Annotated in this window: 7 protein-coding genes; 4 read left to right on the top strand and 3 right to left on the bottom strand. The window is 68.5% G+C overall.

All coding sequences use genetic code 11. The annotated features are described in order from the left end of the window. Nucleotides 1-62: 62 nt before the first annotated feature. The gene (locus Aph01nite_RS34095; protein WP_204045169.1) at nucleotides 63-1,334 is read left to right on the top strand and encodes a cytochrome P450; all 1,272 of its coding nucleotides are present in this window, start codon (nucleotides 63-65) and stop codon (nucleotides 1,332-1,334) included. Between the two features lie 10 nt (nucleotides 1,335-1,344). Here the strand turns inward: Aph01nite_RS34095 and Aph01nite_RS34090 are convergent, their stop codons facing one another. Then, the gene (locus Aph01nite_RS34090) at nucleotides 1,345-3,057 is read right to left on the bottom strand and encodes a hypothetical protein (protein ID WP_204045168.1); all 1,713 of its coding nucleotides are present in this window, start codon (nucleotides 3,055-3,057) and stop codon (nucleotides 1,345-1,347) included. Between the two features lie 462 nt (nucleotides 3,058-3,519). On the opposite strand from Aph01nite_RS34090, the gene leuS reads away from it, so the two are divergent. Further along, a complete protein-coding gene (gene leuS, locus Aph01nite_RS34085; protein ID WP_275419332.1) occupies nucleotides 3,520-5,976 on the top strand; it encodes a leucine--tRNA ligase in 2,457 nt (818 codons plus the stop codon). Between the two features lie 299 nt (nucleotides 5,977-6,275). Then, the gene (locus Aph01nite_RS34080) at nucleotides 6,276-8,717 is read left to right on the top strand and encodes a cellulase family glycosylhydrolase (RefSeq protein ID WP_204045166.1); all 2,442 of its coding nucleotides are present in this window, start codon (nucleotides 6,276-6,278) and stop codon (nucleotides 8,715-8,717) included. Between the two features lie 215 nt (nucleotides 8,718-8,932). On the opposite strand, the gene Aph01nite_RS34075 is transcribed toward Aph01nite_RS34080, so the two are convergent. Then, nucleotides 8,933-10,054 (bottom strand): MalY/PatB family protein, encoded by a 1,122-nt coding sequence (locus tag Aph01nite_RS34075; RefSeq protein ID WP_239162188.1) that lies wholly within the window; start codon nucleotides 10,052-10,054, stop codon nucleotides 8,933-8,935. 341 nt (nucleotides 10,055-10,395) lie between these two features. Beyond that, complete coding sequence (lexA, locus tag Aph01nite_RS34070) at nucleotides 10,396-11,097, bottom strand: transcriptional repressor LexA (RefSeq protein ID WP_239162193.1); 702 nt, start codon at nucleotides 11,095-11,097, stop codon at nucleotides 10,396-10,398. An 869-nt stretch (nucleotides 11,098-11,966) separates the two neighbouring features. Between lexA and Aph01nite_RS34065 the strand changes: the two genes are divergently transcribed. Continuing rightward, nucleotides 11,967-12,290, top strand: coding sequence for a LysM peptidoglycan-binding domain-containing protein (locus Aph01nite_RS34065; protein ID WP_204045165.1), 324 nt, complete (start codon nucleotides 11,967-11,969; stop codon nucleotides 12,288-12,290). Nucleotides 12,291-12,463: the final 173 nt, after the last annotated feature.

Genomic DNA, 12,463 nt, shown 5'->3' with positions numbered 1-12,463 from the left:
ACTCCCGCGCCTCGGGCGCCTGTGGCAGGATGGATTAGAACGTCATTCTGGAAGGTGGCCGCATGACGACGTCCCCGGTGGAGCGCGCCCCGATCAGGTCGGCAGCCGACTTCGACCTGTCCGACTGGGACTTCTGGGCCCGTCCCATGGACGAGCGGGAGCACGCCTTCCAGCTCCTCCGCGACCTGGACAAGCCCGCCTTCTACGCGGAACCGGAGGTCTCCTTCGCCGCGCCAGGGGTCGGCTACCACGCCCTGGTCCGGCACGCGGACATCCTGGAGGCCAGCCGCAACCCGGAGATCTTCTGCTCCGGCGCGGGTGGCGCCACCAACATCGTCGACATGCCGGCCGAGTTCATCGAGTACTTCGGCTCCATGATCAGCATGGACGACCCCCGGCACGCCCGGCTCCGGCGCATCGTCTCCCGCGCCTTCACCCCCAAGATGATCAAGCAGTTCGAGGCCGACGTGGAGTCGGCCGCCGTGCAGATCGTCACCGACCTGATCGCCACGGGCTCCGGCTGCGACTTCGTCACCGAGGTGGCCGCCCGGCTCCCGCTGAAGATCATCTGCGACATGATGGGCATCCCGGAGAGCGACTACCAGTTCGTCTTCGACCGCTCGAACATGATCCTCGGCGCCTCCGACCCCGAGTACGTCAGCGACCCCGAGGCCATCGCCACCTCCCTGCTCACCGCCGGCATGGAACTCCAGCAACTGGTCCAGGACCTGGCCGCGCACCGCCTCGGCAAACCCACCGACGACCTCACCTCGTCCCTGGTCAACGCCAACATCGACGGCGAGCAGCTGACCGCCCAGGAACTCGGCTCCTTCTTCATCCTGCTCGTCGTCGCCGGCAACGAGACCACCAGAAACGCCATCTCGTACGGCCTGCGCCTGCTCACCGTCAACCCCGACCAGAAGGCCCTCTGGCTGGAGGACCTGGACGGCCGGGCCGCCGGCGCCGTCGAGGAGATCGTCCGGCTGGCGGCGCCCGTCAACTACATGCGGCGCAAGGTCACCCGCGACTACGAGATGAACGGCAACCTGTACCGCGAGGGCGAGAAGGTCGTCATGTACTACTGGTCGGCCAACCGGGACGACCGGGTGTTCGCGGAGCCGTACCGGTTCGACATCGGGCGCAGCCCGAACCCGCACGTCGGCTTCGGCGGTCCTGGGCCGCACTTCTGCCTGGGCGCTCACCTGGCCCGGCGGGAGATCACCGTCATGTTCCGGGAGCTGCTCCGGCGGATCCCCCAGATCGAGGGCGGCTCGCCGGAACGGCTCTTCTCCAGCTTCATCAACGGCACCAAGCACATGACCTGCACGTTCTAGCAGGTCAGGGCTAGCCGGCGGGCTTGGCCACCTTGATGGACTTGAACACGGTGCCCACGTCGGGGAGCAGGTCGTCCTTGATGTCGGGCACCTGCATGTAGACGATCGACGGCAGCGGCGCGCCGGTGTTCACCGCGGCCACCACCACGAGGGTCTTCCCGCCGTCGTCGCTCACCTCGTAGGCGGCGAGCTGGCCGACGCCGCCGCGCAGCTTCTGCCCGCCGACCCTGGTCGCCTTGTTGCCCTTGGGGAACATGCTCTGCCTGGCCTTGTACACCACGGCGCTCAGCACCGGGCGCAGGTCGTCGGCGGTCGTGTACTTGGACGCCAGGTCCTGGGCGAGCGGGCCCGACATGACCTGGGCGAACTGCGGCTTGCCCTTGGTGGTCATGCCCGCGCTGACGAACTGCCGGGTCACGAAACCCCAGGTGGACAGGTTCTTCTGGTGGTCCAGGTCGGTCTTCCACTGGCCGCCGAGCTGCGCCAGCGAGACGTTCGCCTCCTGATCGGTGATCCGGCCCTGCACGGGGGACGGCGTGCCCTCGTAGTCCAGCACGCCGGGCTGCGCCGCCGGCTGGGCGTTCTTGGACGGGGACGGCTTGGCCGCCGGGGTCTCGGCGGGGGAGGCGGCGCCGTCCCCGGCCAGCGGACCGGCCAGGAACGCCCACAGCAGGGCCCCGATCAGCGCGATCAGCACCGAACCGGCGAGCGCGAACAGCCAGATCGGACGGCCGCGCTCCTCGTCCTCGTACTCCTCGATGGCCTGGTAGTTCTCGCCGAAGACGGTGTTCCAGAGCTCCTGCTGGCGGTGCGCGGGCGGCGTCTTCGGCCCGCTGATCTGTCCCGCCGTCACGAACGGCTTGTACGGATCGTCGCCCTGCGGATGCTGCGCCGGCTGCTGCTGGGGTGGCTGCTGCGGGCGCTGGCCGGCCATCGGGAACTGGGGGACGCCGTGCTCGCCGGTCTGCGGGCCCGCGAAGTTGGACGGCCCGGCGGCGGGGGCGGGCGGCGTCGCGGTGGGGGCGTCCGCGCGGTAGAGGGGGGTCTCGCCGGTGCCGAACTGCTGCGGGCTCATCGCGCCGAACTGCTGCGGGTCGCGGGGGCCGGGCTGCTGGGGCTCCGGGGGGCGGTTGCCCTGACGGGGCTGGCCCTGCTGGTTCTGGTGCTGGTTCTGGTGCTGGTTCTGGTCGTACTGATCGAAGGAGGGCACGCCGAAAGGTCCGGTCGAGAAGGGTTCGTGGGGCGGGGGTTCCGGGTCGCGCGACCAGGCGTCGCGCGGCTGTTCGCGCAGTGGCTGCTGATGCGGCTGCTGATGTGGCTGCTGATGCGGCTGCTGGTGCGGCTGCGGGGGTTGTTGCTGGGGGAACTGCTGGTCGCGGAACTGCGGTTCACGCGGCTGGGACTCCCACGGCGGGGGCTCCCGGAACTGCGGGGCTTCGCGCGGGTCCGGCTGCGGCTCCCGGTAGAGCGGGCGTCCGAAGGGATCGGTGCCGCCGCGGCCGGGCCGGGGCTGCTGGTCGTACTCGTTGATCGGCGGCGGGAGGACCGGATGTTCCCCCGTGCGGTACGGCCGCTGGCCGTACGGATCGGAAGGAGGCGGCTCGTGCGGCGGACGGCCGCCAGGCGGTCCGGCGGCCGGTGGCACCTCGGGCCAGGCCGGAGGCATTTCCGGCCAGCCGCCACGAGCAGCGGCTCGCTGCGACTCGTTCTGCTCCGAGGGCATGGGACCTCCCGAGATCATGCCCGAATTGGGGGCGCCTGGCATGATCTCATGCGACCCGGGGGGCACCGCAGCGAAACCCGAGAAAGCCCCCCGGAACTGCTCACCCGTGGGGTCGGTCGGCGGATCCTGCATCGGAAGGTCCGTCTGCCGGAATTCCGGGCCCGATCCCGGCTCGCCTGAGTACGCCACGAGACGAGGGTAGAGGAACGGGACACCAGCGGTCACAACGGATCTATCACCATCGCATATCGGCAGTTGACTCCGCGTGTAAGATCGCCTCTCCCTCAATAACATCGGCTATCAGGTTGCCGACTGCGCTAGGCTTGAACTATGCGTGCGGAGACCCTGCTCCTTACCGGGCCGCATCGAGTGAGCTGATCTCAAGCCTCGATGCGGCTGCCCCTCGTGCTGTATGCCGGGGGGTTTCTTTATGGGCAGGTGTCGATAAATCAGGAGTGGACCGTGGAAGAGCAGGTGTACGACCCGCAGGCGCTGCAGGCCAAGTGGCAGCCGCGCTGGGAGGAAATGAAGCCCTACGCCGCGAGCGAGGACCCGGCCGACCCCCGGCCGCGCAAGTACATGCTCGACATGTTCCCGTACCCCTCCGGCGACCTGCACATGGGCCACGGCGAGGTGTTCGCGATCGCGGACGTCGTCGCCCGCTACTGGTTCCAGAAGGGTTACAACGTCCTGCACCCGATCGGCTGGGACTCCTTCGGCCTGCCCGCGGAGAACGCCGCGATCAAGCGCAACGCGCACCCGGCCGAGTGGACCTACGCCAACATCGAGACCCAGGCCACCTCCTTCAAGCGGTACGGCATCTCCTTCGACTGGACCCGCCGCCTGCACACCAGCGACCCCGAGTACTACCGCTGGAACCAGTGGCTGTTCAACCGCTTCTTCGAGCGCGGCCTGGCCTACCGCAAGGGCGGCCTGGTCAACTGGTGCCCCAACGACCAGACCGTGCTGGCCAACGAGCAGGTCGTGCAGGGCAAGTGCGAGCGCTGCGGCGCGGTCGTGGTGCGCCGCGAGCTGACCCAGTGGTACTTCAAGATCACGGAGTACGCGGACCGCCTGCTGGACGACATGGCCCGGCTGGAGGGCGGCTGGCCCGACCGGGTGCTGACCATGCAGCGCAACTGGATCGGCCGCTCCACCGGCGCGGACGTGCGCTTCCAGGTCGAGGGCCGGGACGAGCCCGTCACCGTCTACACCACCCGCCCGGACACGCTGTTCGGCGCCACCTTCTTCGTGGTCGCCGCCGACGCGCCGCTGGCCGCCGAGATCTGCGCGCCGGAGGAGCTGGGCGCGCTGGAGGCGTACCGGGCGGAGGTGGCGAAGCTGACCGACATCGAGCGGCTGGCCACCGACAAGGAGAAGACCGGCGTCTTCCTGGGCGTGCACGCGATCAACCCGGTCAACGGGGAGCGCATCCCGGTCTGGGCGGCCGACTACGTGCTGGCCGACTACGGCCACGGCGCGATCATGGCCGTGCCCGCGCACGACCAGCGCGACCTGGACTTCGCCCGCAAGTTCGACCTGCCCGTGCGGGTCGTCGTGCACACCGGCATGGCCGACCCGGGCGAGACCGGCGTCGCCACCCCCGGCGAGGGCACGATGGTCAACTCGGGGCCGTTGGACGGCCTGGCCAAGGCCGGGGCGATCAGCCGGATCATCGAGATCCTGGAGGAGCGCGGCACCGGGCGGGCCACCGTCAACTACCGGCTGCGCGACTGGCTGCTGTCCCGGCAGCGGTTCTGGGGCACCCCGATCCCGATCATCCACTGCTCCGACTGCGGCGAGGTCCCGGTCCCCGACGACCAGCTGCCGGTGACCCTGCCGGACCTGCGCGGCGAGGCGCTGGCCCCGCGGGGCGTCTCCCCGCTGGCCTCGGCCTCCGACTGGGTCAACGTGGCCTGCCCCAAGTGCGACGGCCCCGCCAAGCGCGACACCGACACGATGGACACCTTCGTCGACTCCTCCTGGTACTTCCTGCGGTACGTGGACCCGGCGTACGAGGAGGGTCCCTTCGACGTGGAGCGGATCCGCAAGTGGGGCCCGATCGACCAGTACGTCGGCGGCGTCGAGCACGCCGTCCTGCACCTGCTGTACAGCCGCTTCTTCACCAAGGTGCTGTACGACATGGGCATGGTCGACTTCGAGGAGCCGTTCCTGCGGCTGCTGAACCAGGGCCAGGTCATCAACGAGGGCAAGGCCATGTCCAAGAACCTGGGCAACGGCGTGGACCTGGGCCAGCAGATCGACGCGTACGGCGTGGACGCCGTCCGGCTGACCATGGTCTTCGCCGGGCCGCCCGAGGACGACATCGACTGGGCCGACGTGTCCCCGCTGGCGTCCCAGAAGTTCCTGGCCCGGGCCTTCCGCGTGATGACCGAGGTGTCGAGCGCGCCCGGCGTGGACCCGGCCACCGGGGACCTGGCGCTGCGCAAGGTCACGCACCGCACGCTGGACGAGGTCACCCGGCTGGTGGAGAGCAACCGCTTCAACGTCGCCGTGGCGCGCATGATGGAGCTGACCTCGGCCACCCGTAAGGCGATCGACTCCGGGCCCGGCGCGGCCGACCCGGCGGTCAGGGAGGCCGCCGAGACGCTGGCGGTCATGCTGTCGCTGGTCGCGCCGTACGTGGCGGAGGAAGGCTGGGAGCGGCTGGGACACCAGCCGTCGGTGGCGGTGGCCGGCTGGCCCGAGGCGGACCCGGCGCTGCTGGTGCTGGACTCGGTCACCTGCGTGGTGCAGGTGGCGGGCAAAGTCAGGGACAGGCTGGAAGTTTCACCGGACATTTCGGACGCCGACCTGGAGGTGCTGGCGCTGGAGTCGGACAAGGTGCGGCCGTACCTGTCCGGGGCTCCGCGCAAGGTCATCGTGCGTGCGCCAAAGCTGGTGAACATCGTTCCGTGAGGCGCCGTCCCGGTGCGGGGGGTCCGCCCGCCGCACCGGGACGTTCACCGACATTGACCGTGGTGTCGCGCGACGCTCAAAATTGCGGCGAGCCACACATGTCGAACATCGTATGAGGCGTGCGGTCAGGGCATGCCGCGACCACCGCCGCTCGGTTGAGCGGCGGCTCTTGGGGTGCGCGCCGACCGTCGGCTCAAGACGGCCGCCCCCAGGGTGGAGGGCGGTCTACCTTGTCCTTGAAGTCCTTAACGTCCGGATTCGCTATCCCCAGGCTCGGCAGAGTCCTGGGGTCTGTCGCGGTGAGCCTGGGAATGGTGGCGGCGATGCTCGTCGCGACCAGCGCCCCCGCGATGGCGGCCGGCACCGGCACCGGCTACCTGCACACCTCCGGAAACAAGATCGTCGACGCCACGGGCGCGACGGTTCGCATCACCGGTATCAACTGGTTCGGCATGGAAACGGACAACAAGACGTTCCACGGCCTCTGGGCGAGTGTGACGTGGCGGTCCCAGATCGATCACATGGCGCAGCTCGGGTACAACACCATCCGGGTGCCGTACTCCGATGACGCCCTCAAGGCCGGCGCGGTCGCGACCGGCATCAACGACTTCACCAACCCGGACCTCATCGGCCTCTCCCCGCTCCAGATCCTGGACAAGGTCATCGAGTACGCCGGCACCAAGGGCATGCGGATCATCCTGGACCGGCACCGGCCCACCGCGGCCGGCCAGTCGGCGCTCTGGTACACCTCCACGGTCCCGGAGAGCACCTGGATCGCCAACTGGCGGATGCTCGCCCAGCGGTACGCGGGCAACACCACCGTCATCGGCGCCGACCTGCACAACGAACCCCACGCCGAAGGCACCAACCCCAACGCCACCGGCTCCTGCTGGGGCTGCGGCGTCCAGACCCGCGACTGGCGCCTGGCCGCCGAACGCGCCGGCAACGCCATCCTGGAGGTCCAGCCCAACTGGCTGATCTTCGTCGAGGGCGTCAGCTGCCCGAGCGGCGGCCTCTCCAACGTCTGGGACAACGACCCGAGCAACGACGAGGACTGCGGCTGGTGGGGCGGCAACCTCAGCCGCGCCGGCGAGTTCCCGGTCCGGCTCAACGTCGCCAACCGGCTCGTCTACTCGCCGCACGAGTACGCCACCTCGGTCTTCAACCAGGACTGGTTCAGCGACCCGACGTACCCGGCCAACATGCCGGCCATCTGGGACAAGTACTGGGGCTACATCTACAAGCAGAACATCGCGCCGATCATGATGGGCGAGTTCGGCAGCACGCTGGCCAGCAACGTGGACCGGATCTGGCTGACCGAGCTGATGAGGTACACGGGGACCGGAGTGAACGGGATGTCGTTCACGTACTGGTCGTGGAACCCGAACTCGGGGGACACCGGTGGAATCGTCATGGACGACTGGGTGACGGTGCAGACCGCCAAACAGAACATCCTGCAGCCTTACCTGATCGCGCCGGTGCCGCCGGGATCGTCCCCTGATCCGACGGACACGACGGCGCCGAGCACACCGTCGAGCCTGGCGGCGTCCGGGACGACGGCTACGGGTACTTCGCTGGCGTGGACCGCTTCCACGGATACCGGCGGTAGTGGTCTGGCCGGGTACGACATTCTGCGTGCGCCCGGGGCGAGTGGCGGGTCGTTCGCGGTGGTGGGTACCTCGACGACGCCTTCGTTCGCGGCTACTGGCCTGACGGCTTCGACGACGTACCGGTTCCAGGTACGGGCGCGGGACAACGCGGGCAACGTGTCGGCGGTGTCGAACACCGTGAGCGTGACGACCTCGGCCGCGACGGACACGACGGCGCCGAGCACACCGTCCAGCTTGACGGCGTCCGGGACGACGGCGACCGGCACGTCCTTGGCGTGGACCGCGTCCACCGACACCGGCGGTAGCGGTCTCGCGGGGTACGACATCCTCCGCGCGCCCGGCGCGAGTGGCGGGTCCTTCGCCGTGGTGGGTACCTCGACGACGCCTTCGTTCGCGGCTACCGGCCTGACGGCTTCGACCACGTACCGGTTCCAGGTGCGGGCGCGTGACGGTGCCGGCAACCTGTCCCCGGTGTCCAACACGGTGAGCGTGACGACGTCGGCCACCACCGACACCACAGCGCCGAGCACGCCGTCGAGTCTGGCGGCGTCCGGGACGACGGCTACGGGCACGTCGCTGGCGTGGACTGCTTCCACCGACACCGGCGGTAGTGGTCTGGCCGGGTACGACATTCTGCGTGCGCCCGGGGCGAGTGGCGGGTCGTTCGCGGTGGTCGGTACGTCGACGACCGCTTCGTTCGCGGCCACTGGCCTGACGGCTTCGACGACATACCGGTTCCAGGTGCGGGCGCGTGACGGCGCCGGCAACCTGTCCCCGGTGTCCAACACGGTCACCGTCACCACCACCGGTGGGAACACCGGCGGCTGCTCGGTCGCCGCCACCACGCAGAGCGCCTGGCAGAACGGCTACGTCATCCAGCCGATCAACGTGACCAACACCGGCACGTCCGGCATCAACGGCTGGACAGTGACCTTCACCCTTCCGTCCGGTCACACCATCTCCGGCTTCTGGAACGCCGTCGTCACCGTCAGCGGCCAGACCGTGACCGCCAGGAACACCACCTCCAACGGCACTCTGGCCCCCAGCGGCAGCACCAACTGGGGATTCCAGGCCACCCGGCCGAACGGCAACACCTCCCTGCCGTCCGGCTACACCTGCACCTCCCCCTAACCCATCGCCAGAGAGCGGGGGCCGGACGCCCTCCGGCCCTCGCCTCTCCTTGACCGATTTCCGCCGCGCGTCTTCTCGTCCTGATGGAAGGGCGGGTGCCGCTGCCTGATGGTCCTCGCCGTGCGCCTCTTGCGGGATGCGGGGTGAGGTCTTGCTGCACGTGTATCCGCGCCCGAAGTGCGAGAGTCAGGTGCTCTCGGCTTTTGTGTCGTTACCTACGGGGTGGGCAGTGCGGCGGTGATTCTGGTGAGCATCTCTTCCAGGATCGGGCCGGAGGTGCCGAAGTTCAGGCGGGCGAAGCCATCTGGAGCGCCGAAGAGCGGGCCGGGGTTCAGTCGGACCCCGGCCCCGCTTTCCAGGTAGTCGGCCGCGTCGGGGATGCCGAAGTCGAGCCAGGCCAGGTAGGTGGCCGCCGGGGGCTGGTAGCGGACGTGTGCGGGCATACGTTCGGCGATCAGTTTTCGGTTGCGGTCGAGGATCGCGAGGACTTCGGCCAGCCAGGCGTCGCCGTGCCGCCAGGCGGCGATGGTGGCGTCCACTCCGAGCACGCTGGGGGTGCCGTACAGATCGAGGGGCTGTGCGTCGAAGGCGGCTCTGACCGCTGGGTGGCCGAGGTGGGCGACCGCGCAGCGTACGCCGGCCATGTTGAACGCCTTGCTGGCCGAGGTGAGGGTGATCGTGCGGTCTGGGAGCAGGGTTCCGAACGGGATGTGCGCGTCCGGACTGAACGCGAGGTCGGCGTGGATCTCGTCCGAGATCACGATCATGTCGTGTCGTTCGGCGAATTCCGCCAGGCTGGACAGTTCGGCGCGGGTGAAGCAGTGGCCGGTCGGGTTGTGAGGGTTGACCAGGAGCAGGACCTTGGTCGCTCCGATGTCCGAGGGCAGTTCGAAGTGCCACGTCTCGCCGTCTGGCGTCAGCTCCATCGGAACCGGACGGCGGTCCATGGCGCGCAGCGTGTTCAGGAACGCGTTGTAGGTCGGGGTGTGGACGAGTACGCCGTCGCCGGGCTTGGTCATCAGGTGCAGCACGATCTGGAGAATCTGGTTCAGTTCCGAGAACGTGCGCACCAGGCCCGGATCCGGCTGGAACCCGTATCGCGTCTCCATGCGCTCCGCGAACGCCTCCGCCAGCGGGCCGACGGAGTCATCCAGCCAGTTCGGGTACCCCAGGTCGGTGTCCACCCGCCGCGCGACAGCCTCCCGTACGGCCTCCGGCGGCGGAAAGTCCATGTCGGCGACCCAAGCCGGAATCACCCCCGGCCGGACCTGCGTCCACTTCAGCCCATCCCGGACGGCCGCATCGGCCAACGTCAGTTCATCCAGCTTCCCGATCACAACTCATAATATTTCCCCCAAAAAGTCACATCATTACCCGGCATCCCCGTTTCCGTACGCTGACGGACGTTTCACCCTCGCCCGCCTGCCCGCGCATGCCTCGCCCAGCACCCTTCGGGTCGACACCCAGCCGCTGTGGACGCGCCGCGACGTCGACCAACCCGGCCTCCGTCAGCACTCAAGCGTCGAGGTTTCTGGCGACATGCCCGGCGAGATTGAGGACGGTGCCATCACGTAAAGGCGGCGGAGCTCACGAGACCGCCACTCACTGCGAGCCCTGCGCACCGCAACCCCGCCTTGACGCGGCGACGCAGCTCACGCGACCGCCACTCACGCGAACGTCAGAGTTTGCGGAGGACGGCGGTGACCTTGCCGAGGACGGTGGCCTCGTCGCCGGGGATGGGCTCGTAATTCGGGTTGTGGGGGACCAGCCAGACGTGGCCGTCCTTGCGCTTGAAGGTCTTGACGGTGGCCTCGCCGTCGATCATGGCGGCGACGATGTCGCCGTTGTCGGCCACCGGCTGCTGGCGGACCACGACCCAGTCGCCGTCGGCGATGGCGGCCTCGATCATCGAGTCGCCGGAGACCTGGAGCAGGAAGAGGGTGCCTTCGCCGACCAGTTGCTTGGGCAGGGCGAACACGTCTTCAATGCTCTGTTCGGCGAGGATCGGGCCACCAGCGGCGATTCGGCCGACCAAAGGCACATACGCGGCGGTGGGCCGGTTGAAGCCTGAGTCCTCCTCGGCCGCATCCGGATCCACCCAAAGCACGGGCTCGCCGGGAAGGCGCACTTCCAAGGCCCGCGGGCGATGCGGGTCACGGCGCAGGTAACCCTTGCGCTGGAGGGCGGTCAGCTGGTGGGACACGCTGGAGGTGCTGGTCAGCTGGACGGCCTCGCCGATCTCGCGCATGGACGGCGGGTAACCACGCTGCTGGACCGAATCGCGGATCACCTCAAGGATCTTGCGCTGCCGTGGGGTGAGACCGAGCGAGTCGCGCCGGCGCACCGCCAGGTCGCTCACGCTCTCGTCCTGCTGGCTCACCAGACCGTCGTTGTTCACCCGGGCACCTCCCAATCCGTGTTCCCAATGTCGCTCAGAGCGACGGTACCGCGATTCAAGATCAATATCAAACAATTGTTCGATAGTCCTCGAAAACGTCGGTCCCGTGGTGTACAACATCGTACGGGAGTTCGATCGACATCGTGTTCGATTCGGCGATCTTTCTTCCAAGTTTTGATCTTCCTCGGTGGCTGGAGGTAACAATGCGAGCCACGAATCCGTCCGTGCATACCGATCAGGTGCCGAACGTCCTGAATCTCGTCCCGCGCCTGCAAGCTCGGCTTTCCCCTTCATCCCGGCAGACCCCCTCTACCGGTGGCCTCGCGCAACCTCGTCCGGGTGATCCCCTCACCCAGGTTCATTCCGGTGACTCCTCCGCGCAGGACCCTGCCGCCGTCTCGCAAGTCCGTTCGCGTGATTCCTCCGGGCGGGGACGTTCCGGTAGCTCTTTCGCACAGGGCCGCGCCGGGGACTCTCTCGGTCGTTCCAGTGGCTCTTTCGCACAAGGCCGCGCCGACGACTCGCTCGGTCGTTCCGGTGGCTCTTTCGCACAGGGCCGTACCGGGGACTCGCTCGGTCGTTACGGTGGCTCTTTTGCGCAGAGCCGCGCCAGTGAGTCGCTCGGACGGGGCCGGTCCACGCCGGGTGCTTCCAGTGGCTCCCTCGCGCACGGTCGCTCCAGCGGTTTCCTCGCGCATGGGAGTCTGGTCGGTTCCTCCGGGAAGGGTCGTCTTGTCGGCGTTCCCGGGCAGGGCCGTACCGGTAGGTCTCTGGTGCAGGGTTCTGGTGGCCCCTTTGTCCAGGGTCGTCCCGGTGGCTTACCGGTGTACGTCCGTCATTCCCGCCCGCCCGTGCGAGGCCGTTCCAACCCGCCCGTGCGCCTCACCCGCCGGGGCCGTATCGTCCTCATCGCTTTCGTCTCGCTGCTCACCCTCGTCTTCCTCTGGTATGGCACACGCTCCGCCGTCACCGCCTCTACCGGTGTCCCCGACCGGGCCGGCCTCCCTTGGGTCACCGTCCAAAAGGGCGACACCCTCTGGAAGATCGCCACAGCCATCAGCGAGGGCAACGACCCAGGCCCGATGGTCCGCCAAATAATGACCCTCAACGGCCTTCCCGACCCCTTGATCCGCCCCGGCACCAAGCTCTACTTACCCACCGGCCAAGCCGGCTGACCAGGCCTTCACCTCTACTCGAACTAACCCGAATCGCCCAGCAATCTTCCGATCGCTGGCTCCGCCAACCCCGGGTCAGGCTTCACCCCCTGACCCGCCTTCCGGCGGACTTCGACGATGGCCCGGTTGTCCAGTCCTTGCTGGACTTCAAGGGCCTCGGGATTGCCGTGGTA

This window comes from Acrocarpospora phusangensis, assembly GCF_016862995.1.
Classification (GTDB): domain Bacteria; phylum Actinomycetota; class Actinomycetes; order Streptosporangiales; family Streptosporangiaceae; genus Acrocarpospora; species Acrocarpospora phusangensis.
Note: the sequence above shows the minus strand (reverse complement) of the source record. Positions and strands in the feature narration are given on the sequence as shown.

Bases quoted from the DNA above. Each gene is read 5' to 3' on its own strand.
- Aph01nite_RS34095 (WP_204045169.1), top strand. From the start codon at position 63: ATGACGACGTCCCCGGTGGAGCGCGCCCCGATCAGGTCGGCAGCCGAC.
- Aph01nite_RS34090 (WP_204045168.1), bottom strand. From the start codon at position 3,057: ATGCCCTCGGAGCAGAACGAGTCGCAGCGAGCCGCTGCTCGTGGCGGC.